This window comes from Terribacillus jepli, assembly GCF_047228925.1.
Lineage (GTDB): Bacteria > Bacillota > Bacilli > Bacillales > Amphibacillaceae > Terribacillus.
The window spans coordinates 1-23,479 of the sequence record NZ_JBFEGH010000001.1; the positions used below are offsets into that span (position 1 = coordinate 1).

23 protein-coding genes, 3 tRNA genes, 1 rRNA gene, 1 other RNA gene and 1 other annotated feature are annotated in these 23,479 nt (G+C 45.0%); of the genes, 8 read left to right on the forward strand and 20 right to left on the reverse strand.

The features are described from left to right. From AB1K91_RS00005 to tadA, 8 genes are all read right to left on the reverse strand, one after another. Nucleotides 1-62: ribosomal RNA gene (locus AB1K91_RS00005) — 16S ribosomal RNA — on the reverse strand; the annotation flags it as partial. 236 nt (nt 63-298) lie between these two features. Beyond that, complete coding sequence (locus tag AB1K91_RS00010; RefSeq protein WP_413087296.1) at nt 299-559, reverse strand: pro-sigmaK processing inhibitor BofA family protein; 261 nt, start codon at nt 557-559, stop codon at nt 299-301. 74 nt (nt 560-633) lie between these two features. Next, nucleotides 634-849: a YaaL family protein gene (locus AB1K91_RS00015; RefSeq protein WP_413087297.1), complete on the reverse strand. Its 216-nt coding sequence runs from the start codon at nt 847-849 to the stop codon at nt 634-636. Nucleotides 850-862: 13 nt separating this feature from the next. Then, entirely contained in the window at nt 863-1,459 is a 597-nt protein-coding gene (gene recR / locus AB1K91_RS00020; RefSeq protein WP_413087298.1) for a recombination mediator RecR, read from the reverse strand. 15 nt (nt 1,460-1,474) lie between these two features. Further along, nucleotides 1,475-1,792 carry a YbaB/EbfC family nucleoid-associated protein gene (locus AB1K91_RS00025; protein WP_095222150.1) on the reverse strand — a complete coding sequence of 106 codons (318 nt, stop codon included), beginning with the start codon at nt 1,790-1,792 and terminating at the stop codon, nt 1,475-1,477. A gap of 24 nt (nt 1,793-1,816) precedes the next feature. Next, nucleotides 1,817-3,493 carry a DNA polymerase III subunit gamma/tau gene (gene dnaX, locus AB1K91_RS00030; RefSeq protein WP_413087299.1) on the reverse strand — a complete coding sequence of 559 codons (1,677 nt, stop codon included), beginning with the start codon at nt 3,491-3,493 and terminating at the stop codon, nt 1,817-1,819. Between the two features lie 119 nt (nt 3,494-3,612). Continuing rightward, nucleotides 3,613-3,878: signal recognition particle sRNA large type (gene ffs, locus AB1K91_RS00035), an RNA gene on the reverse strand. Nucleotides 3,879-3,946: 68 nt separating this feature from the next. Further along, on the reverse strand, nt 3,947-4,426 hold the full coding sequence (gene tadA, locus AB1K91_RS00040; RefSeq protein WP_413087300.1) for a tRNA adenosine(34) deaminase TadA: 480 nt from the start codon (nt 4,424-4,426) through the stop codon (nt 3,947-3,949). Nucleotides 4,427-4,525: 99 nt separating this feature from the next. Between tadA and AB1K91_RS00045 the strand changes: the two genes are divergently transcribed. After that, the gene (locus AB1K91_RS00045) at nt 4,526-5,050 is read left to right on the forward strand and encodes a cysteine hydrolase family protein (protein WP_413087301.1); all 525 of its coding nucleotides are present in this window, start codon (nt 4,526-4,528) and stop codon (nt 5,048-5,050) included. 60 nt (nt 5,051-5,110) lie between these two features. Continuing rightward, nucleotides 5,111-6,397, forward strand: coding sequence for a glycoside hydrolase family 18 protein (locus AB1K91_RS00050; protein ID WP_413087302.1), 1,287 nt, complete (start codon nt 5,111-5,113; stop codon nt 6,395-6,397). Nucleotides 6,398-6,422: 25 nt separating this feature from the next. On the opposite strand, the gene AB1K91_RS00055 is transcribed toward AB1K91_RS00050, so the two are convergent. The 4 genes from AB1K91_RS00055 to aldA all read right to left on the reverse strand — a co-directional run bounded on the left by AB1K91_RS00055 (nt 6,423) and on the right by aldA (nt 11,096). Then, nucleotides 6,423-7,142: a DUF3891 family protein gene (locus AB1K91_RS00055; RefSeq protein WP_413087303.1), complete on the reverse strand. Its 720-nt coding sequence runs from the start codon at nt 7,140-7,142 to the stop codon at nt 6,423-6,425. 55 nt (nt 7,143-7,197) lie between these two features. Continuing rightward, nucleotides 7,198-7,710, reverse strand: coding sequence for a type 1 glutamine amidotransferase domain-containing protein (locus AB1K91_RS00060; RefSeq protein WP_413087304.1), 513 nt, complete (start codon nt 7,708-7,710; stop codon nt 7,198-7,200). Between the two features lie 67 nt (nt 7,711-7,777). Then, nucleotides 7,778-9,481 carry an acetate--CoA ligase gene (gene acsA, locus AB1K91_RS00065; protein ID WP_413087305.1) on the reverse strand — a complete coding sequence of 568 codons (1,704 nt, stop codon included), beginning with the start codon at nt 9,479-9,481 and terminating at the stop codon, nt 7,778-7,780. 172 nt (nt 9,482-9,653) lie between these two features. Beyond that, nucleotides 9,654-11,096: an aldehyde dehydrogenase gene (aldA, locus tag AB1K91_RS00070; RefSeq protein ID WP_413087306.1), complete on the reverse strand. Its 1,443-nt coding sequence runs from the start codon at nt 11,094-11,096 to the stop codon at nt 9,654-9,656. Between the two features lie 242 nt (nt 11,097-11,338). On the opposite strand from aldA, the gene AB1K91_RS00075 reads away from it, so the two are divergent. Then, nucleotides 11,339-11,530: a CsbD family protein gene (locus AB1K91_RS00075; protein WP_413087307.1), complete on the forward strand. Its 192-nt coding sequence runs from the start codon at nt 11,339-11,341 to the stop codon at nt 11,528-11,530. 163 nt (nt 11,531-11,693) lie between these two features. On the opposite strand, the gene AB1K91_RS00080 is transcribed toward AB1K91_RS00075, so the two are convergent. Then, nucleotides 11,694-12,449, reverse strand: a complete 756-nt coding sequence (locus AB1K91_RS00080; protein WP_413087308.1) for an N-acetylmuramoyl-L-alanine amidase — start codon at nt 12,447-12,449, stop codon at nt 11,694-11,696. A 194-nt stretch (nt 12,450-12,643) separates the two neighbouring features. Between AB1K91_RS00080 and AB1K91_RS00085 the strand changes: the two genes are divergently transcribed. The 3 genes from AB1K91_RS00085 to AB1K91_RS00095 are packed head-to-tail and all read left to right on the forward strand — an operon-like array spanning nt 12,644 to nt 16,467. Next, entirely contained in the window at nt 12,644-14,122 is a 1,479-nt protein-coding gene (locus AB1K91_RS00085; protein ID WP_413087309.1) for a spore germination protein, read from the forward strand. Between the two features lie 15 nt (nt 14,123-14,137). Beyond that, nucleotides 14,138-15,226, forward strand: a complete 1,089-nt coding sequence (locus AB1K91_RS00090; RefSeq protein WP_413087310.1) for a GerAB/ArcD/ProY family transporter — start codon at nt 14,138-14,140, stop codon at nt 15,224-15,226. Continuing rightward, a complete protein-coding gene (locus tag AB1K91_RS00095; RefSeq protein WP_413087311.1) occupies nt 15,223-16,467 on the forward strand; it encodes a Ger(x)C family spore germination protein in 1,245 nt (414 codons plus the stop codon). Before AB1K91_RS00090 ends, AB1K91_RS00095 begins: the two co-directional genes overlap by 4 nt. 207 nt (nt 16,468-16,674) lie before the next feature. Here the strand turns inward: AB1K91_RS00095 and AB1K91_RS00100 are convergent. Continuing rightward, nucleotides 16,675-16,747, reverse strand: a tRNA-Arg gene (locus AB1K91_RS00100). Between the two features lie 151 nt (nt 16,748-16,898). On the opposite strand from AB1K91_RS00100, the gene AB1K91_RS00105 reads away from it, so the two are divergent. Continuing rightward, nucleotides 16,899-17,540, forward strand: coding sequence for a deoxynucleoside kinase (locus AB1K91_RS00105; protein WP_413087312.1), 642 nt, complete (start codon nt 16,899-16,901; stop codon nt 17,538-17,540). Continuing rightward, nucleotides 17,537-18,220, forward strand: coding sequence for a deoxynucleoside kinase (locus tag AB1K91_RS00110; protein ID WP_413087313.1), 684 nt, complete (start codon nt 17,537-17,539; stop codon nt 18,218-18,220). Before AB1K91_RS00105 ends, AB1K91_RS00110 begins: the two co-directional genes overlap by 4 nt. A gap of 26 nt (nt 18,221-18,246) precedes the next feature. On the opposite strand, the gene proC is transcribed toward AB1K91_RS00110, so the two are convergent. The 6 genes from proC to AB1K91_RS00140 all read right to left on the reverse strand — a co-directional run bounded on the left by proC (nt 18,247) and on the right by AB1K91_RS00140 (nt 23,423). After that, a complete protein-coding gene (gene proC / locus AB1K91_RS00115) occupies nt 18,247-19,068 on the reverse strand; it encodes a pyrroline-5-carboxylate reductase (RefSeq protein WP_413087314.1) in 822 nt (273 codons plus the stop codon). A 145-nt stretch (nt 19,069-19,213) separates the two neighbouring features. Then, nucleotides 19,214-19,306: transfer RNA gene (locus AB1K91_RS00120), tRNA-Ser, on the reverse strand. 58 nt (nt 19,307-19,364) lie between these two features. Then, nucleotides 19,365-19,460 (reverse strand) — tRNA-Ser (locus AB1K91_RS00125). Nucleotides 19,461-19,520: 60 nt separating this feature from the next. Then, on the reverse strand, nt 19,521-20,795 hold the full coding sequence (gene serS, locus AB1K91_RS00130) for a serine--tRNA ligase (protein ID WP_413087315.1): 1,275 nt from the start codon (nt 20,793-20,795) through the stop codon (nt 19,521-19,523). 48 nt (nt 20,796-20,843) lie between these two features. Beyond that, nucleotides 20,844-21,045: a binding site (T-box leader), on the reverse strand. 261 nt (nt 21,046-21,306) lie between these two features. Next, nucleotides 21,307-22,635, reverse strand: coding sequence for a serine hydrolase (locus AB1K91_RS00135; protein WP_413087316.1), 1,329 nt, complete (start codon nt 22,633-22,635; stop codon nt 21,307-21,309). 107 nt (nt 22,636-22,742) lie between these two features. Beyond that, nucleotides 22,743-23,423 carry a uracil-DNA glycosylase gene (locus AB1K91_RS00140; protein ID WP_413087317.1) on the reverse strand — a complete coding sequence of 227 codons (681 nt, stop codon included), beginning with the start codon at nt 23,421-23,423 and terminating at the stop codon, nt 22,743-22,745. Nucleotides 23,424-23,479: the final 56 nt, after the last annotated feature.

Consider the following 23,479-nt stretch of genomic DNA (forward strand, 5'->3'; position numbering starts at 1 on the left):
ACTTGCATGTATTAGGCACGCCGCCAGCGTTCGTCCTGAGCCAAGATCAAACTCTCCATGAAAGTGTTGATGCTTTGTGCTCGTTAGAGCTGACGTTGATCTTAATGATCATATCGTTTAGTTCGTAATTGGTTGTTTTGTTCAGTTTTCAAAGATCAATTTCGTTTCATCGCTCATTTGGCGACTAGAACATCATATCATGTTTTGACTTGCGTTGTCAACATGTTTTTTTGTTTCATCAGCTCCGTTCCGAAGCGACTTGAATAATTTATCACGTTTATGGGCATAATGCAAGTCTTTATAATAAAAAATATTGAATTGCAGCTAGGGATGCTAAGCCCGGGAGTCCTAATATACCTACCAACACCGCCGTTGATGCGTTTATCGGGATGTGGAGTCCGGCAAGCGCACCTACTACATTGAATAAAAATAATAGAAAGACAGCTAATATCACTCTAATCGAACCTTTAAGTATTAAGCTGAACAGCTTTCCAGACGTTCCTGAAATGAGTAGGACCACCACAGCTGCCAACAGTACTCCGATGATTGCATAAGACATAATTCATCTCTCCTTTAACTTGTCCTGCTTTTCTACATTATGAATACGGACAAGAAAAAAGAACACGCATTGCGTCAAGTACGCAATGCGTTCAAATTACGGTGTCTAGCTTCACGAAGCATGAACAGATATTTGGCTTGCGCCACTTTTAAATCATACTGCCCCATTTCACTGGCATCGACACTTCTCTCTATTATGGATCGGATGCTCATCCAATCATTTTTCATTTTGAATATACCTTCTAACAACTCTTTGTCCACGTCGGATCTCTTCAATCTTCTGCCAGCCATTATCTCACCTGCTTTACAGTTCTCTTCTGCCTTCCATCGCCTTGGAAAGGGTGACTTCATCTGCATATTCCAGATCTCCACCCATTGGCAGGCCGTGTGCAATCCTAGTTGTTCGTATACCAGATGGTTTGACTAGCTTGGATATATACATTGCCGTCGCTTCGCCTTCTATGTTGGGATTCGTAGCTAGGATCAATTCCTTCACTTCCTCATCCTTGAGACGGTTTAATAACGATGGGACGTTAATATCCTCGGGCCCGATGCCATCCATAGGAGAAATGGCACCATGCAGTACATGATACTTCCCATTGAATTCCCGCATCTTCTCCATGGCAATGACATCTTTTGGATCCTGCACGACACAAATGAGAGAGCCATCTCTTGATTCATCCTGACAAATACTACAAGGATCCTGATCGGTGATATGACCGCAGATACTGCAGTGGGTCAATTCACGTTTGGCATTCACTAAAGCCTTCGCAAAATCCATGACGTCATCTTCCTTCATACTAAGCACATGAAACGCAAGACGTACGGCAGTCTTTGGTCCGATTCCAGGCAATTTAGTAAAACTGTCGATCAGCTTCGAAATCGGTTCGGGATAATACATCTATTCAGTTTCCTCCTAGAACATTCCTCCAGGTAACCCTTTGGTGAACTGCCCCATTGTTTGGTTGGATTTTTCATCAACTTGCTTCAACACTTCATTGGTAGCAGAGATAATCAGATCCTGAAGCATTTCTACGTCATCCGGATCTACTACTTCTTCCTGGATCACTACATCGGTGATTTCCTTTTTACCATTGGCGACTACCTTTACAGCACCGCCGCCTGCAGTTGCTTCGAAAGTCATTTCGAATAGCTCTTCCTGAGCCTGCATCATTTTCTTCTGCATTTTCTGCATTTGTTTCATCATATTGTTCATATTCCCACCACCACGCATGGAAAATCCCTCCTTGATTGATTGTCATTCTTTTATTTCGAGTAAGTCATCTCCGACCAGCTTCCTAGCCTCCGAAATAATCGGGTCTTCCTCCTGCTTTGTATCCTCATCTGAATCCTGCTGCTTTTGATTCTTCAGAAAATCTTCCCGCAGTTCTGTCCAATTTGCCTCCGGAATCGGAATCACCGTAACTTGGTGCCCGATCCGTTCTGCTAATAATGATTCTATCGTGTCTTTATGTTCCAAGGCAAGCGAACAGTGGATCTCATATTTGAAGCCGATGATAAGTGCATTCTGCGAAGCTGCTCTTGGCTTGCTGTTAAGGATCGTAGCGTGAGCAGGGGCACTTTGCCGCTTCAAGGCATCCATGAAGCTTGCCCAGTGCTCAGCCACAAGCTTCAGCTCATCCTTCGTTGCATCCGACAATACTTGGCGTATGCGCTCAAACGGAATACGATAACTGTTTTTGCTTCCTGTCCTTGCTGGACGTTTAGGCTGTTCAGCAGGGGCTGCAGCAGCTTGCGGCTGCTGTTTCAATTGCTTCAATTCCTGTTCCAGCTGAGAAATTTTGCGCGTAAGCTGCTGTACAGCCTCGGCCTCAATGCTAGCTGTAGGAGCACTTTGGTCGGCAATGTGCAGAATCGCTATCTCTACGAATACTTTCGGACTATTTGCCCATTTGATTTCCTGCTGACAGCGATTAAGCTCTACAATCGCTTCCTGGATCCAATCCCCGTCAACTTCCTCTGCCAGCTGCTTGAAATTATCGTCTACCAGTACGCGTTCAAGGATGTTCTCCATACCAGGGGCACTTTGGAACATAAGTAAATCCCGTAAGTAATAAATAAGATCAAAAACGAATCTTCCCGGGTCCTTCCCATCCTGAATCAGCATATCAACTTGTTCCAGGGCGGTTTGGACATTTTGTCTTGCACATGCCCGGATGACCTCTGTCAGTCGGTCCTGTGATACAGCACCGGTAACAGCAAGCACATCAGCAAGTTCCACGACATCTTCACTATAGGATATTGCCTGATCGAGCAAACTGAGAGCATCCCGCATTCCGCCTTCTGCCGCGAGTGCAACAGATTCCACTGCATCATCGGATACTGTGATTTGTTCCTTCTCCAATATCTCTTGCATCCTGTTTACCATCGCCTGCTGGTTGATGCGTTTGAAATCGAAACGCTGACATCGGGAAATGATCGTCAGCGGAATCTTATGAGGCTCTGTTGTAGCCAAGATGAAGACCACATGTTTCGGCGGCTCCTCCAATGTTTTGAGAAGTGCATTGAACGCCCCGATCGAGAGCATATGCACTTCATCGATGATGTACACTTTATATTTAACCGCACTTGGAGCATATTTCACTTTGTCCCGGATGTCCCGTATCTGTTCGACACCGTTATTGGATGCTGCATCAATTTCGATCACATCCGCAATCGAACCATCCTGGATACCTCTGCAAGCAGCACACTCGTTGCATGCTTCCTCTACCGGTGCATGTTCACAGTTGATGGTCTTTGCAAAAATCTTCGCCGCACTTGTCTTCCCGGTACCACGCGGACCGGAAAACAAGTAGGCATGCGAAAATTTATCCTGCATGATCGCATTCTTCAAAGTCCGGATGATTGGCTCCTGGCCTACGACATCAGCAAATGTCCTCGGTCTCCAGACACGGTATAACGCTTGATAACTCATCACGCCGCGCTCCTTTTTTCATTCTTCCTTCATTATAACGGAATTAAGTTATGGATACTACATGTATAAAAAGAGCCCTTACCAAATGGCAAGGACTCTGATTGTTTATTGGTTAAGCGCCGTGCACCCACCGTCGATAATACAGATCTAAGCGTTACATAAGTTCATGGCTCGACCCAGGCTTCCCCGCGGCACACAGGAGAGACTGCTTACTGCTGCTTCCTTCCGGACCTGACAGGGTTCACAGGTTCCTGTTGCGCAGGACCCGGGTGTCAACACCAATTCCTTATGGCAGACCTTAAAGCCGCATTACCTCGGGTGGGAATTCGGCCTCGCTACAGCGGATTGCGAGTACAGGGCACCGCTACCTCCCCGCTTAGCACGGCTAAGTTGTGAATAAAGTTAGGCGCTTCGATAGCGCACTTTATAGTATAGCTTGTTTATGAAAAAAAATCAATCCCGGCTGTTTTTTTCAGATTTCCGCTTGCGCAACTCCCGGAAGAACGACGTCAGCAGCCCGCCGCATTCTTCCTGCAACACACCGCCTGTCACTTCTGTTTGGTGATTGAACCGATTGTCTTCCAGTAAATTATATAAAGAGCCTGCACAGCCTGCTTTTGGATCATAAGCACCGAATATGACGCGGCGGATACGTGATTGGATGATGGCTCCTGCACACATCGGGCATGGCTCGAGTGTCACATACAGATCGCAATCTTCCAGCCGCCAGCTGCCGATTTTTTCATTGGCAGCTTGGATGGCATGCATTTCGGCATGAGAATGTGCCTGCTGGGTCGTCTCTCTGAGATTGAATCCAGAAGCGATGATTTCCCCGTCCTTCACGATTATCGCCCCGATTGGTACTTCCCCGAGATGCTCGGCACGTTTTGCTTCTTTTATCGCTTGCTCCATCCAATAAGCATCAGTCGTCATAGTTATCTCCCACATTTCTATCCAAAGGTTTCAAATTACGTAAAGTTGATAATGTATAAGTATAAGAAGCTTCCTACTACGAAGTAAAGGGGAATTATCATGAGTGACCATAAAGCTGTCTTGTTTATAGATGTGTTCAACAATTTTGATTTCCCCGGCGGTGATAAGCTGCTGGTGAATGCAAAGGCGATCCTCCCTAACTGGGAGAAGCTACGGCAGAATGCAAAAGAGAATGACTGGCCAGTCATCTTCGTGAATGATCACTATGGCATTTGGCAGGATAACTTCAAAAAGATTGCGGATTATTGCAGGAATGAAGCCAATAAAGAGATCATCGACTCGATGATGCCCAATGAAGACGATTATTTTCTTTTGAAACCAAAGCACTCTGCATTCTTCCAGACATCGCTCCCATCTTTATTGAAAGAGCTTGATTGCAATCACGTCATTCTGGCAGGTGTCGCCGGCAATATCTGCATCATTTTCTCAGCCAATGATGCCCATATGCGTGAATTTAAGCTTGATGTGCCGAGAAACTGTGTTGCATCCAATACAAAAGAACAAAATGATGATGCACTGCGTGTCATTGAAACAACTCTAAATGCAAACATAGATCAAATTTGACATACGACGCCTCCCCTGGGCATAGCTTTTCTACAGAGGCTTTTAAAAGGAGGAGTCGTTTTGCAAATATACACAGTGCAGGCTGGTGATACATTGGCCGGCATCGCAAGCCGTTATGGTACAACAAGTCAGGAATTGATTACCGCAAACGAATTGGAAGCTCCTAATGATCTTGTCGTTGGTCAAGCGATGGTGATCCCAATCATCGGCTCATTCTATTATGTCCAAGCAGGTGACAGTCTTTACGCCATTGCCGGCAGAAATGATTTATCAGTTGCAGAGCTTGCCCGTATCAATAATATCTCACCATCAGCACTCTTGCAGCCAGGGCAGCGTCTTTATTTGCCCGCCAAACCAAAGAGGCAGATTGAGTCAAATGCCTACATCGAGCCAACAGGAAATACTGTATCTCAGACTTTGGAGAATGCAGCAAGACAACGCGCCCCTTATCTCACTTATCTGATGCCATTCAGCTATCGAGTAGATCGAGAAGGAAACCTCACTGCCCCGCCATTAAATGAATTTGCCACCATAGCACAAAATAACAACACTACCTTAAGCTTAGCTATCTCAACAATTGAAAATGGGGAATTCAGTGCTGAGCTGGGAGCCCGTATTGTCACTGTCACTTCAGTCCAGGATCGCTTGTTTACAAATATCATCAATACGGCCAGGGATGTTGGCTTCCGTGAAGTGCACTTTGATATTGAATTCCTGCCTGCGGAAAATCGGGAAGACTATAATAATTTTCTCAGGCGGGCCGTTGCCAGACTTCGACCTGAGGGACTACGCGTTTCGACAGCAGTGGCCCCCAAGACGAGCGCGACACAGCAAGGGCAATGGTATGAAGCACATGATTATGCTGCGCATGGAGAAATTGTCGATTTCGTCATTTTGATGACTTATGAATGGGGATATAGCGGCGGACCGCCACTCGCGGTTTCTCCTTTACCGAATGTACGGGATGTAGTGGAATATGCGCTAACTGAAATGCCCGCCGACAAGATCGTGATGGGACAAAATTTATATGGCTATGATTGGACACTTCCTTATGAACCCGGAGGAGACTATGCCAAAGCCGTCAGTCCGCAGCGGGCCATTGCCATCGCCCGCGAAAATAATGCTGCGATTCAATACGACACAACAGCACAAGCGCCCTTTTTCAACTATACCGATGCAGATGGTGCGCAACATGAGGTATGGTTCGAGGATGCCCGTTCCATCCAGGCAAAATTCGACTTGATCAAGGAGTTGAACTTACGCGGCATCGCTTATTGGAAGCTTGGCCTGTCCTTTCCTCAAAACTGGCTATTGCTTACCGATAACTTCATTATCAGGAAATTGTAAAGAGCAGTATCAAAACTGCTCTTTTTTATGTCACCTTTATCCAGAGTTTCTCTTTCTTGTAACCATTTCCTTCCACTATGATTTGCGGAATGACGATCCGCACAGGGAATTCAAGCGGAGACGGCATCAGCCTGACCTCGTCGGTTGATACCCATTCCCCCGTGATCTTATCAGCAAAAGAGAATCGTTCCTTGAATCCATCCCGGAACCAGTTCACTTCACTTTGTTTCGCCACTCCTGGCTTATTCATACACAAGTAAAGGGAAACATCATCACAAAAGGATAGGAACTTCTGATCGATATCCAATGTTGCTTGTTCAGCTGACGAGAGAGTCTGTCTGTCAGCTTGCTGCAAACCTTCTTCTCGATCCAGGAATGCTTTAATCCGTTCATCATCTGTATCATCCGAAAAAAAGGAGCAGTAATGCCTGCTGCATAAAATAGCTGCATACCGGGATTGTTCACGCACTTCCATGACGCCTTGCTGATACGCACGAAGCTTATCCGTCAAAGGATAATCAACAAAACTGTAATACCCGTCTCCATTAGGTCTTTTTTTTGGTACCTCATCTAATGGAATCCAAGCCCTATCATGCTGTTCGATTGCCATGATTGCCTCTGGACGCAGAATCGGTGATTCGGGGTCATCCTTTCGCCAATGCCTGGCTATTTCCCCGGAAATAGTCGCATGTGCATGCTGTGGTATCAACACCAGCTTCCCTTCCCCGCTTTCTCGAACGATCATATTCTCCCTCCTATGAAAAACTCCCGGCATTTTTGCCGGGAGTCATTATCCGCTCTTATTTCAATAACTTCAAAGATTCGTCGATGAATGCCGGAATATCATCCGGCTGTCTGCTTGTAACCAGCTGATTCTGACAAACGACAACTTCCTTGTCTTCCACAGTTGCCCCGGCATATTCCATATCCACCTGAATGGATTTATAGCCTGTCGCTTTGCGACCTTCAAGTGTCTTAGCAGTTATCAGCAGCTGCGGGCCATGACAGATTGCCAATACCGGCTTTTTCTCCTCCATAAAGTGCTTCGCAAAATTCACAAACCGATCATCCGCACGAAGATTATCAGGTGAGCCACCTCCCGGAATGAAGAGGGCATCAAAATCTTCTGGTTTGACGTCATCGATACCTTTATCGATGGAAACCGTCGCTTCCCCTTGCTTACCTTTCGCACTTTTACCTGCTTCAAACTCGATCGTTGTCACTTCATGCCCAGCTTCCTGGAACGCCTTTGCTGGATCGGTGTATTCGACATCTTCAAAAGAATCGGTAATCACAGTAGCAATTTTAGCCATTGTCCAACACTCCTTTTTAAAAGTATCACACAATGTATGATTCCACGTGAGCTGTCGATTAAACCTGTTATTCCTCCAACGTGGATGTATCTCCAAGCGGCAGACCCAATTCTTTCGCCCGCAATAGTCGGCGCATGATCTTGCCACTTCTTGTCTTCGGAATGGAGGTGACGATTTCGATTTCCCTTGGAGCAGCGTGGGCACTCAGCCCTTTTTTGATGAACAATCGTAGTTCTTCACGCAGCTCCATGGAGTCTTTATGTCCCTTATCCAAAGTGATGAAGGCTTTGATGATTTCCCCGCGTTCTTCGTCCGGCTTCCCGATCACGGCAGCCTCCGTGACTGCCGGATGCTCGATCAACTTGCTCTCCACTTCAAAAGGACCAACCAATTTTCCGGATGTATTGATGACATCATCCAAACGCCCTTCAAACCAGAAATAACCCTCTTCATCCACTTTGGCACTGTCACCTGATACATACCAGCCATTGATGAAATAGCTATCGAATTTTTCCTGATTGCCCCAGATAGTTTTCATCATCGATGGCCAGCCAGCTTTCACTGCCAGATTACCGCTTGTATGCGGCGGCAGTACATTCCCTGCATCATCGATGATGGCAGCTTCTACTCCTGGAATCGGTTTTCCCATCGCACCCGGTTTGATCGGAAGCGTTGGATGATTGACGATGAGCATGGCACCTGTTTCTGTCATCCACCATGTATCATGGATGCGTTTGCCGTACACTTCTTCCGCCCAATAAATGATTTCCGGGTTGAGAGGTTCCCCGACACTGAGGACATGACGAAGCGAGGACATATCATGTGAACGGGCAACCTCATCACCTGCTGCCGCCAGCTTACGCAATGCAGTCGGAGCTGTATACCAAACTGTCACTTTATGTTTTTCGATGATCTTATACCAAGCCTCAGGCGTGAAACGTCCGCCGGCAATGACATTCGTTGCCCCATTCAGCCACGGAGCAAAGATGCCATAACTCGTTCCCGTCACCCAGCCGGGATCTGCCGTACACCAGTACACATCGTCCTCCTGTAAATCAAGAATCCATTTGCCAGTAGCATAATGCTGGATCATCGCCCGATGTGCATGATAGACACCTTTTGGCTTACCGGTTGAGCCAGAGGTATAATGCAGCAGCATGCCATCTTCTTTATCCAACCAAACGGGCTCGAATTCAGTCGATGCCTTATCCATCAATTCAGTGTAGTCATGCAGTCCCTCCGATGATTCACAGCCGAGCACAATGACTGCTTCCAAATCCGGGAGTTCGGCTCTGTTCACACGTGGCAGCAGTTCGGCAGTGGTAATCAAAACACTGGCTCCGCTGTCTTTCAGCCGATCTTCTACCGCCTGTTCCATGAAAGCCTCAAACAAAGGACCAGCTACAGCCCCATTTTTGAGAATGCCAAAAAAACTTGCGTAAAAATCAGGACAGCGCGGCATGAATAGGAAAACACGATCACCTTTTGTTACACCAAGGGCTTTCAGCATATTAGCTGCCTGGTTGCTGCGTTCTTTCATTTGTTTGAACGTCCACTTCTCTTCTGTTTCTCCATCCTGATAAATCAAGGCAAGCTGATCTGCTTTTGCTGGATTTTCTGCATGTCGATCGACAGCTTCGTAAGCAGCATTCAATTTGCCTGTGTTAAACCAGGAGAAATCCCGCTCCATTTGACTCCACTCAAACGACTGACGTAGTGCTTCAAAATCCGATACATTGTGCTTTCCAGCGAGAGGTGCTAACATTTTCATGATTCGACATCCTTCCCTATATTTTTGTAAGCGTTTACAATAAACACGAATAAAAAAGCCTCTGTCTGCATCAGCAAAGCAAGTAGGTTATTTCCATTGTACCTTGTTTTCCTTACCAAACAAAGTAAAAACATAAAATTAAGCACCCGCTCCTACCACGGGTGCCCCTAAGTTATCTCTTATATTGCAAATACACAGCCTGAGTGATGAGGAAGTCCTCGATACCATGCTTGCCATCGGTACCACCGAGACCCGATTTACGGATTCCAGCATGATACCCTTGAACGGCTTCCATATTTTCGCGATTTACATATGTTTCACCGAACTTGAGCTCGTTGATCACTTTCATCGCTTCATGGATATCCTCTGTGTAAACAGAAGAAGAAAGACCATAATCCGTATCGTTACCCATTTCAATTGCTTCTTCCAGGTCGGTAAATGTTACGATTGGGACAACAGGTCCGAAAATTTCATTCTTGATGATATCGGAGTCATGCTGAACATTTGTCAGGATAGTCGGCTCATAAAAATAGCCGTTGTCTGCTTCTGCTCTTTTACCCCCAATGATACAATCGGCACCTTCCTCTTTTGCAGCAGCCACCATCTCCTCCACCGTTTCCAGTCGACTTTGACTCACAAGCGGTCCCATTTCTACATCACGATTCTTGACGGGATTACCGTATGATACTCCTTCGAATGCTGTTTTTAGTTTTTCCGTGAATTCTTCCGCGACACTTTCATGCACATAGACGCGCTCTGCGTTCGTGCACGTCTGGCCGTTGTTCAGCAGACGGGAAGCTTTGATCTGCTCCACTGCCAAATCCAAATCTGCATTTGCCGTCACGATGGCAGGTGCTTTACCGCCAAGCTCAAGATTGACCTTGGTGATATTCTGTGCTGCGGCTTCCATTACCTTCGTTCCCGCTGTCACACTACCGGTGATCGAGATCATGTCCACTTTCGGATGAGAAGCGAGCTGATTCCCCAATGCGGATCCGGTCCCTGTCACATACTGGTACACGCCGTCTGGCACGATACCCAATTCATCCACCATTTTCGTAAATTCATAAGCTGTATTCGGCGTTTGCTGACTTGGTTTCAGTACAAGTGTACAGCCTGCTGTCAGAGCTTGGGCAACCTTACGTGCCAGAATGAACACCGGGAAGTTCCATGGCACGATACCAGCTACAACCCCGATTGGCTTCTTGTAAATGAGGATATTTTCATTCTGTCGATCACTCGGCACGATATCGCCTTCGATCCGGCGAGCCCATTCGGAAGTGTAGCGGAAGAAATCGATCGCCATATCCACTTCGCCATTAGCAAGCTCGTAGTTCTTCCCTTGTTCCTGCTGCAGCAATGAAACAAAAGTGTCCTTCCGTTTTTCCAGCTCATCTCCTAGCTGGCGTACAATTTTTGCCCGTTCGATCGCCGGTATCTGCTCCCACTCCTTCTGAGCCAAAGCAGCTCCTTTCACAGCTTGATCCACTTCCTCTTCCGTTGCTTTAGGGATCTTCGAAATGATCTCTTCTGTAGCCGGGTTAAAAATATCAATCGTCTCTCCTGACTCAGAGGCAACAAAACGTCCATTGATATAAAGTTCATGTGTCTCCACTTTCATCCTCCTCTTTTTATTCCTAGTGGTTGTTTTCCACCATATGGGAGGGTACAAACGCAAAAAGGTCCACTCTATGAAAGAGCAGACCTTTTCTTACACTTAGCAGATTAGTGGTATGGGGGATACCTGATAATACTATACCCTCCCTAACAGATTCTAAACTCCTAACTATGAAAAAGTTTATGATTTTTCTAAGCGGGAAGAGATTTATATACATTTCAAAAAGGAGTGGATTACAAATGGCTGAAAACAAACAAAGTCTAGGCGATAAAGTAAAAGGTGCGGTATCAAAAGTAAAAGGAGAAGCAAAAGACCAAATCGGGAATGCTAAGAACGATAAAGGAATGCAGGCAGACGGCAAAAAAGACAAAGCAAAAGGAAGCCTGCAGGATACAGCAGGTAAACTGAAGGAGAATTCTGACCATCGATAAGAAAGTGACCGTCCTGCCTTCAGATAAACTGACAGGTTGCCAAGGGAACTTGGGAAAGTCAGAAGAGTGCCCTTTTTCGGCAATTTTCGTGCTACACTTATCTCATTAGATTTCCCCTAAATTTCTAACGCAAAATGGCTGCCATCAGGCAGCCATTTTTGTGTTACACGATTTCTACATATTGCGGGTTCGCTGTTATATAATTCCCGCTCTTCAGTCTGTACATTGTCGATCCATTGACGGTAAGTGTCTCCACCACGGTGAATACTTCTCCTTGACTCACCGTACCAGCACGCGCATTCCAATCCGGCGCATCATAATAGTACAAGGAAGCGACTTTCACTCGAATCAAGAACGTGGAACCCGAACCTGATTTCTTCCGCAGACCTAGTGCTCTCTCCAGGCCATTCACATGTCCTCTTGCTACGTTCTGAATCCATGCATTGGATTTCATCTTCGCAGCATCAGCACTATTGTCGATAAAACCATTTTCCGTCAACACAGCAGGCATTGCTGTTTCCCGAAGCACATGAAAATTCGCCTTTTTCCTGCCGCGGTCAGACATTCCATTCAGCTTCATCACTTCCTCATGAATCCGCGCACGCATTACCCCCGTTGCAGAGCTGTCTGATAGTGTCGTATAAATATAGTCCTCATAACCGGTTCCTCCGCCAGCATTGACGTGAATGCTGAGGAAGAAATCGGCGCCCCAAGCATTGGCATCATTCGTACGCTGGCTAAGCGACGGGAATGTGTCCCCTGTTCGTGACATGCGAACTTCGGCATTCTCGTATTCCAGCTGCAGGATATTCCGGATCGATGTGCCGATTGCCAAAACCACATTCTTCTCCTGGATTCCGTTTGCTACCGCTCCTGGATCTGATCCTCCATGTCCTGGATCTACATAAATTTTCACCATTCGACCATCTCCCTTTCTTTTTTTGACTGCCATGTGGTACCTTATGCAGCCTTGTACTAGATAAAAGCGGTTGATGTCACAATTTCACAACCCATTCTGTATCTATTATCGAAAGATAGGTACCAATCGTGTTATCCGTTCATAAAAAAAAATCGATTAGACACACTAAAAAAACGAAGGTGAGGTGATCGGTGATGTTTCCTTGGCAGAAAAAGAAGACAGAAGCAGTGGAAAAGCGAAAAAACACAAAAATATCGAGAAGCATAAAAAATAATGTCACTTATCTTGAAGAACAATTTTTATATGGCATAAATTACGACTTCAATTCCAGAGAACTGCGAGGATCGACCGGAAAATACCATATTTTTTACTATTCCACCATAGTAGATACGAAACAACTGGATGAACATATCGTGACACCTTTGCTTAAGACAAAAAAAGACCATCCAATATCCCGCATAGTCACAGTAGGCAATATAAGTTCTGTGACAAACATGGGAGAAGTAGAAAAAGGCTTGAATGCAGGCAGTGTCATCATTTTTAAAGATGGGTTGAGCGAAGGATTTGAAGTGAAAATCGATGACTTCAAACATCGCGCCGTGGAAAAACCGGACAATGAAAAGACTGTAAAAGGTCCGAAAGAATCGTTCACTGAATCTTTACCGACAAATGTATCCATTTTCCGGAAGCAGATACCTTCCAAAGACTTAATCGTCGAAAATATCAGTGTTGGTACAAGACCTGCTATGGCTGTCTCATTGATTTATGCACGCGATTTAGTTAACGATGAGGTATTAGCTAATGTCAAACAACGGATCAAAGATATTACCGTCGATAATATCCGAAATATCGAAATCCTGGAACAATTCATCGAGGAAAGACCGACATCCTTGTTTCCTACGTTGCTGTATACAGAACGGCCGGATAACGCAGCAAACTATATTACTGAAGGCTATATTGCCATCCTTATGGATAACTCATCATCCTGTCTTATCGCCCCTGCCACCATCTGGTCATTTTTCCATTCACCGGAAGATCGATATTTAAGATGGGCTTTTGGGAATTACAGCAGATTAATAAGAGCTGGTGCATATTTTATCACTTTATTTGTTTCTGCTACTTATGTTGCAATAACAAATTATCATAGTCAGCTCATCCCGATCGACTTGCTTCTAGCTATTGCATCCAGCAGGGAACGAGTTCCGATGCCCATTGTCTTCGAAATCCTCTTGATGGAAATCGCGTTCGAGTTGATTCGGGAAGCAGGGGTTAGGATTCCCTCACCGCTTGGGCCGACTATCGGAATTGTCGGGGCTTTGATTCTCGGACAGGCAGCAGTCGAGGCAAACATTGTAAGCCCTATAGTCGTTATCATCGTTGCTTTAAGCGGCTTATCCTCATTCACCGCTGCAAACTATAGTATCAACCACACTTTACGAATTTCCAGATTCCTCTTTATAGTCGCAGCTAGTATATATGGACTGCTCAGCCTGCTGGGAGCAATTCTACTTTGGGTAGCCTATGTAGTATCCATTAATTCGTTTGGTGTGAGTTATTACGCACCTGCTACTCCAACAAACAAATCAGCACGGGATACATTCTTCCGCATGATAATGAAAAAGGAAAAGTGGAGACCTGGATTCCTGGATCCAAAAGACTGGGATAAATATTGAAGGGAGGTTATCGATATGGAACTCAATAAAAAACCATTACGCATCCGTGAGCTAGTTGCAATGATCTTTATGTTAGTCGGTTTGAAAGGTGGCGATACAACACCCGCCCTTTTTGCAGATAAAGCTCAGAATGCTATATGGATTGTTCCGATAATCTCTTTTCTCTTTCTATTAGGTCCGTTTTTGGTTCTCATGTATTTACTGAAGAAATATGAAAAATATAATCTTGTGGAGCTGATTTTCCACTTGATCGGCAAGAAAGCTGGCACCCTGCTCGCATTACTGATTTTCATAAGCGGATTCGTCGCTATGTTTACAGACATGCGCAATGTCATGGAAGAAATCAACTACTTATACTTTCCGAATTCGCCAACGCTTGTCCTGTATGTCCTCTTCCTCGGCATTTGCATACTTGTTGCTCTTAAAGGATTTGAGACGATTGGCAGTCTGGCTTGGGCACTCACTCCCGTCATAGTCGTGACCATCATCGCTGTCCTTGCAGTGGATCTGAAAGATGCCGTATTATCACGGGTATTTCCTATTTTTGGCGGCGGAGTCAACACGGTACTAATCGAAGGCATCTCCAAGTCAAGTGCCTTTTTGGAGTTATTCCTGATTACGATAGCCTACCAGGCTTTCCATCAAACAAAATATTTTCGAGGCGGTATCTATTTGGGAAGCAGTCTTTCTTTTATTCTGATTGTTTCCTTCTATGTCATATATGCAATAATGTTCGATTATAACTCCATCAACAACATTGCTTTTCTTTATCAGGAATCGACAGAAATTGTTACACTTGGTCACTTTTTCACAAACATCAGCACTCTTTTCATGGTCGGCTGGATGTTCTCCAACTTCTTGCGTTTTATCATTTTCCTGTATTTGCTGTGCTGGATCTTCGGGGCAATCTTTGAAATCAAACGCTTCGAAGGACTGCTGCTGCCATTAGGATTCATAGCCATGATCATTTCCCTTATTCCACCTAGTTTTGTAGTCAATGAATTGATTTTGAGGGAAATGACATTGCAAATGGTGACGCCTCTCTTCTTCCTCTTTCCTTTTTTGTTATGGGGAGCGTCCTATTGGAAAGGTAGAAAAGCATGAAAAAGCTTGTCCTTATTCTGCTGCTTGTACAAATGGTTGGCCTTTTAAGTGGCTGCTTTGACCGTAAAGAATTGGAAGAGCAGGCCTATGTCATCAGTATCGGCGTCGATAAAACTGAAGAGGAAGGCATATTCAGATTCACATTCGAAATAGCGAATCCAGAAGTAGGAAGCACTTTTTCAGGACCGGCGACACCAGAACCTGTCGAGGAAATCATAAGCGTATTAGGGACTGATTTTCTTTCAGCCACAAGTGCAGCCAATGCATCCGTCGCGAAAGAAATTACATTGGATCAAGTACGTGTAGTCATCGTTTCACAAAAACTTGCCAGGTCAAATCAATTCATCCACCTGATGCAAACTGCACCAAGTACAGTCGATTTAAAACTTAACGCACAGCTGGTTGTCAGTAAGGAAAAGGCGGAGGAATTCATAAGGAATAACAAGCCCAAAATGGAATCCCGCCCGCACAAATATTATCAGTACATGCTCGATCGAGCTAAAGAAACAGGCGTCATACCAGATGCTCCACTAGTTCGTTTTTTTCAAATCACGGAAGGAGATGCGGATCTTTTCATCGCACCATTTGCCACAACGAAAAGAGATCCATCGGATGAGTATGGAGGGGAAGATCATTATAAAGCTGGAGAGGTACCACTGAAGGGGGGTAACTTCACGCAGTTCATGGGATCTGCAGTATTCAGGGAAGGAAAGATGATTGATATTATATCCGGGGAAGAAACACGCTACGCCTTGATGTTTGATACAACGTTGCCCCAGCAAGATATAATAGCAACTTATACAGATCCCCTTAGGCCCGAATTCGATGTAGCTGGCCGAATTCAATTAGATAAAGTGAAAGTGAAAATAGACTATAAACCGAACAGTAAAACCAATATCGATGTGTATGTAAATGCGCATATGAATATCTTTGCAGTACCGAGCACAGAGAGTTATATGATTGATTCACGAAAAAGAAAGATTTTGCGTGATTCCCTGCAAAATCAGATGGAAGAAAGAGCAAATAAATTTATAAGAAAAACACAGGATGAATATAAACTGGAGCCATTCTACTGGTCCTTGCATATCAGGAAAAAGTTCCTGACGATTAAGGAATATGAGAAAGCAGACTGGTCGAATAAAATCTATCCGAATGCCAATATTAGGCTCCATCTATCAGTAAAAAGCCTGGAATTCGGTAAGATCCTGCGGGAATCTGATTTAAGAAGGGTACGAGATTGATGCAGTTCTTTTTTATGGGGCTCATGGTGATTTTCATCACTATCTATACTGGGTTGTTTTGCTACACTATTTATAAATCAAATAATAAGAAAGGGACAGCAGCTGTCATCTGCGTGATCCTGATTGTGATCATCAGTCCCTTTTTTCTCTATAAGTTCTAAAAAAGCCACAGCCTTCCCGGGCTGTGGCTTTGTTTACATATACGGACGGCCCCGGCAAGATTCGAACTTGCGACACACGGTTTAGGAAACCGATGCTCTATCCCCTGAGCTACGGAGCCACGACAAATTATATTATACCCCAATCATCGAAGCTTGCAAAGTCTGTCGCTTTTTCCACTGATTTCTTCCTTCACCTTGTCGAAGCAAGCACCCTTCTATGGTAAACTATATTTATTTGCCATACAACGTTTTGAGTTTGGAGGATACATCATGCACGAGCTGCCATTTATTGCAGTGGAAGGCCCAATCGGTGTCGGAAAGACATCATTGGCTAAAAGAATCGCGGATCATTTTCAGTATGAATTGCTGAAAGAAATCGTGGAAGAAAATCCGTTTCTCGGTAAATTCTACGAGAACATCGAAGAATGGAGCTTCCAGCTGGAAATGTTCTTTTTGACAAATCGATACAAACAGCTGAATGACATTCGCAAAGACTATCTTTCCCAGAATCGGCCGGTGGTTGCAGACTATCATATCGCTAAAAATATGATCTTTGCCCAACGTACACTAGCTGCATCGGAGTTTGATAAATACAGCAAGATCTTCTCTATTTTGACAGAAGATATCGCGTTACCTAACATGGTTATCTACTTGGATGCCAATCTGGAGACGCTGCTGGCACGGATTGAAAAGCGTGCACGGGAAGCAGAACAAAATATCCAGCCCGATTACTTGAAACAATTAACCTCTGATTACCGGGCATTCATGGATCGATTCGAAAAAGAGAACCCGCATATACCTGTCCTTCGTTTAAATGGGGATAAATTGGATTTCGTGAAGAACGAACAGGATTGGAATTATATCTGTGACAGGATCTCCTCTCACTTGGATAAAGGAGTAACATCATCATGAACCTTAGAGAGAAATATCAAATTCCCGCAGATAGCGTCATCACTATCGCAGGTACAGTCGGCGTTGGAAAATCGACTATGACACAGGCCTTGTCTGAGGCACTGAATTTCCGTACAAGCTTTGAGAAAGTGGACGGAAATCCTTACTTGGACAAATATTATGCTGATTTTGAACGCTGGAGTTTTCATCTCCAAGTTTACTTCCTGGCAGAACGCTTCAAAGAACAAAAAAGGATCTTCGAATATGGCGGCGGCTTCATCCAAGACCGTTCCATCTATGAAGATACTGGCATCTTTGCCAGAATGGCGTATGAAGAAGGAAATATGTCCAAGGTAGATTATGAAACATACCGTTCCCTCTTTGATGCCATGGTCATGACGCCATACTTCCCGCATCCTGATCTACTGATCTACTTGGAAGGGTCCTTCGATCATATCATCAGCCGGATCAAACAGCGTGGCCGGGAAATGGAACAGCAAACGCCAATCAGCTATTGGGAAGAGATGTTCAGCCGCTATGAAAAATGGATCAATGATTTCAATGCTTGTCCGGTATTGCGAGTCAATATAGCAGACTATGATCTCTATAATCCGAATACATCCATCGAACCGATTCTAGAAAAGGTCGGCCATTTCATTCAGCACTCCCGCAAATGGACATCACGCCAGCCTTCTAAATAAAAAATCCGCCAGCAATGGCGGATTTTTTATTTTGTAAAAGCTTGTCCCATTTCCTTGGAACGGGCAGCAGCAGCTTGTACACAAGCTTGAATGGCTGCTTTCACGCCTTGCTCATCCAATACACCGATTCCCGCTGCTGTCGTACCACCTGCACTGGTGATATTCGCACGCAACTGAGCTGGAGTGAGGTCGGATTGCTCGAGCATCTTTGCCGCACCTTTGAATGTCTGTATCAGCAGCTGTTTGCCAATTGATTCATCCAAGCCGACCTGGGTACTCGCTTCCTCCAACGCCTCCATCATGTAATAAAGATAGGCTGGGCCACTGCCGGAGATGGCAGTAACAGCATCCATCTCATCTTCCTCCACTTGGACCGCTGTCCCCACAGTTTCAAACAGACTGATCACAGCTTGCATATCATGGCTATCTGCGTGAACTCCTGCGGCTACAGCCGTTGCAGCTTCCAAAATCGTGGCAGACGTGTTTGGCATCACCCGAACTACAGGCTGCCCCTCTGGCAGATATTTTTCCAGAAACGAAGTGTGAATCCCAGCCAGTACGGATACTACAATTTGTCCCGGCTTAAGTTTCGCTTCTTTCAAATATAGCATGGCGGCTTCCACATCTTTCGGCTTCATTGATAAAATAATGACGTCTGCATCTTTCAGGAGATCTGTACGATTCCTTGTAACTGACACCCCATATCCAGTATGCAGTTCCTGCAATCGTCCTTCATTAGCGTGATTTGTCAGCCAGATAGCTTCCGCCGGCAGCTGCTCCGCTGCGATTAATCCTTTTACGAGCGCTTCTGCCATTGCACCAGCGCCTATAAATGCAATTTTCTTCATAAGTGCCTCCGTTCCACGTGAAACAAGTTTGGTGTATTATCTGACGCTTCCGTAAAGAAGTCAATATATAAAAAAAATATATAAAAAAAATCGTTACGAGAAACGTAACGATTTTATATCTCCAATTTTATGCGTTAATAAAAAATGGCGGAGGAAGAGGGATTCGAACCCCCGCGAGCCGTTAAGCCCCTGTCGGTTTTCAAGACCGATCCCTTCAGCCAAACTTGGGTATTCCTCCGTAAGACAAAGAATAATATACCATATTGAAATGCCGTATGTCAATAAAATATAAAAAATGGCGGAGGAGGGGGGATTTGAACCCCCGCGAGCCTTAAACAGGCCCCTGTCGGTTTTCGAGACCGATCCCTTCAGCCGGACTTGGGTACCCCTCCATGCTTTTGTCTCCAAAAGCTATCTCACCATATTTTCATCATTCCTGTCAAGGTCTGCGCTTAGCGAATCTCTGTCTTGCCACCCATATAAGGTACTAGCACTTCCGGAATTTTCACAGAACCGTCTGCTTGCTGGTAGTTTTCCAAGATGGCAGCAACTGTCCGTCCCAAGGCCAAACCGGAACCATTCAACGTATGGACGAACTCAGGCTTGCTCTTGTCATCGCGTTTGAAACGGATACCAGCACGACGCGCTTGGAAGTCCTCAAAATTGGATACAGAAGAAATCTCGCGATACGTACCGCTGCTAGGCAGCCAAACTTCAAGATCATATTTCTTCGCAGCTGTGAAGCCAAGGTCACCTGTACACATGCTCATGACACGGTATGGCAGACCCAATAGCTGCAATACTTTTTCAGCATGTCCTGTGATTTCCTCAAGCACTTGATAAGAATCTTCCGGTTTGACGAACTGTACAAGCTCTACTTTGTTGAACTGATGCTGACGGATCAAACCGCGTGTATCACGGCCGGCAGAACCAGCTTCAGAACGGAAGGAAGCACTGAATGCAGCAAATTTCTGCGGCAGCTGATCACCTTTGAGGATTTCTTCACGATAGTAGTTTGTTACCGGAACTTCCGCTGTCGGTACAAGGAAGTAATCCCAGCCGTCCAACTTGAAGGCATCTTCTTCGAATTTTGGCAGCTGACCAGTACCAGTCATGCTCGTTCTGTTCACCATATATGGCGGTAGCATTTCCTGATAACCATGCTCATCGGCATGAAGATCCATCATGAAGTTAATCAAAGCACGCTCCAAGCGGGCTCCTAAGCCTTTATAGAATACAAAACGGCTTCCTGTCACTTTTGCAGCGCGTTCAAAGTCCAGAATCTCCAAATCAGCTGCAAGGTCCCAGTGCGCTTTTTCTTCGAAGTCCTTCTGCTGCACTTCTCCCCATTTGCGTGCTTCCACGTTATCGTCCTCAGATTCGCCCACAGGGACGCTCTCATGCGGAATATTCGGGATGGAGAGCAATAGCGTTTCCAGCTCGCTTTCAACGGCTCTAAGCTCCTCATCGTACGCTTTGATTTGATCGCCTACTTCGCGCATCTCTTTGATTTGGGCATCGGCATCCTGCTTTTCTTTTTTTAGAACAGCTATCTGTTTTGATACCTCATTACGTTTCGCCTTCAATTCTTCGGTATCATTGATAAGCTTACGGCGACGTTCATCCAAATCCCCGAATTTATCAAGGTCAGTCAGATCTTCACCGCGATTTGTGAGTTTCTGTTTTACTTCTTCAAAGTTTGAACGTAGATATTTCATATCCAGCATATGTCTTCCTCCTTTTTTCTTGAACAAAAAAACATCCCATCCCTATAGAAAAGGGACGAGATGTTTCACCCGCGATACCACCCTGGTTGAAGATAAAGATATCTTCCGGCTCGGCAAGATAACGGTTTGTACCGGGTATGTCTCCATACCATTCCAGGATGGATTCACTCACAGCCCTGCATCGATTCCCACCAGCCATCGACTCTCTATAAGCATGCTGTCAGTTACTAGTTCCTATCATCACGTTGTTGTTATTCTTCCTACAGAATAGCTAATTCCAGTTAATTATGCAAGTATGATATGCAATTCCAACTTTAGGGTTTACTTATCAGCATGAAAATATGCAAAAAAGCGGAAAAGACTATGGTCTTTTCCGCTTTTCTTTTTTGTCTAGCTGCAAAGAACAGAAACTGCGGTATAGGCGATAAATCCCTGCACGAGGATAAGCACCTCACTCCGGGCTTTCTTACCTATCCTTTCGTTTCTAAACGTTCTTTTCCGCTTTTCTTAATTAAAACCAGCCTTTTACTGTGTCTGCTACGCTGGTGAAGATGCCGGCGAAGAAGTCACCGATTGCTCCCAGGGAGAGCATGAACCAGTTGGACTTTTCTACATCCTCGGATGCCACGACATCGACAGTGTAAGAGCCGCCATTGATATTGCCTTGGTCATCTCCATCATAGACAAGTGTTGCAGTTCCGACTTTGTCACCCTTCTTCACTGGTGCAACCAATTCGCCATCTGCATTGAGCTTGTCCTCGTCGACTTTGTATTCCAAATGGTATTTATCTTCTTCACCATTCTTCACAGAAGTGGTAACTGCATCTTTCGTCGAGATGGCTACACTATCTTCTTTCCCTTTTGCTACTGGGACGGAAGCATGGTCTTTGATTTCTGTTCCGGCTTTGTATAGTTCAGTCTGTTTGAACTGATTGAAACCATAATCGAGCAGCTTCGCTGTTTCCTGGAAACGTGCCTCTTCACTATCAGACTTCATGATTACGGTAATATAGCGCTGACCATCACGCTCAGCCGTACCTGTGAAGCAGTAGCCTGCTACGTCTGTATGACCTGTTTTCAGTCCATCCATGCCTTCATAGCCGTATGCCTTCAAATAGCCAGGCATATCTGGAAGCATCCAGTTCCAGTTCGTGATTGTCTTGCCGTCGAAATCCGTTTGTGTAACGCTGGAAACCTCAAGTGCTTCCGGATGATCTTTGATCAAGTTGTAAGCAAGGATACCAGTCGATTTTGCTGTCATCAGGTTTTCGTCATTCACGTTCGTGCCCTTCGGTCGGTCATCCCCCAAGTCGGAGTTGGAAAGACCAGAAGCATTGACGAATTTATAATCCTTCATGCCTATTTCTTCTGCTTTTTCATTCATCATTTTGACGAATTCCGTTTCACTGCCGCCTACCAGCTCGGCGAGTACAATCGTTGCAGCGTTATCAGAATTGATGGCCATCGCATTATAAAGATCGCGAACCGTATAATCCTTGTTCTGTGTGAGTCCTGTACCCGAGAAATCCGTGTTCGAAGAAATGCTGTACGCATAATCACTTACTTGTGTTGTCGTGTCCCAGGAAATGGTTCCTGCTGCGATTGCATCCAAGATAAGATATTCCGACATCATCTTGGTCATACTTGCTGGAGGTAAAGTGAGATCTGCCTGCTTCGCATATAATATTTCGCCAGAGTTGGCGTCTATTAGAATTGCGGATTCCGCTTTAATATCCAAGCCTTCCGCAGCTTGTGTGTCTAGTGGCTTTGCTAGAAAAGTGTTAAACGTAATCAGCATCGCGAGCAAACCGATCATCGATGCTTTCAAAAGATGTTTCAAAGTCTTCCTACCTCCACAAAAAATAGAATCGATACTGTGCATCCCCGCTATTTTACCACAGACGATAGCTAGAGGGGAACGTACTTTATACCGATTCTATATTTTGTTCACAGGTCTGGAATACACCAGTCAATCAGCTTCAATCCATTATTTTCTAATATCTCATTCGTCTTGGAAAATGGCTTGCTACCAAAAAATCCGCGCCTTGCAGATAATGGACTTGGATGGACCGATGTCAGCGTATAATGCTTCTTCATATCAATCAGCTTCTGCTTCTCCTGGGCATGTTTTCCCCAAAGGATGAATACAACAGGATCCCGCTTCTCATTCAATGATTCAATCACGCGATCCGTGAAATGCTCCCAGCCCTTTCCTCGGTGGGAAGCTGCTTGATGTGCTTCTACCGTCAAAGCAGTATTCAAAAGCAGCACACCTTGTTCTGCCCACTTTTTCAGATAGCCATGGGATGGGATCGGGCAGCCGATATCATCCGCCAGTTCCTTGTAAATATTGACGAGTGATCGCGGTATTGCAACCTCCGGCTGCACCGAGAAGCTGAGACCATGCGCCTGATTCGGTCCATGATAAGGATCCTGTCCCAAGATGACTACTTTTGTATTTGCAAATGACGTCACTTGCAACGCTTCATAAATATGGTTCATATCCGGATAGATTGTCCGCTCTTGATATGCTGCCTTCAAAAAGCTTCGCAGTTCCTTGTAATAGTCTTTTTCAAATTCATCCTGCAGGATTTCCTGCCAGTCATTATCAAAAAGTTGTTTTGCCATACCAATCCACCTCCAGGTCATTGTATCAGACCTATACCCGTTATGAATAAAGAAAA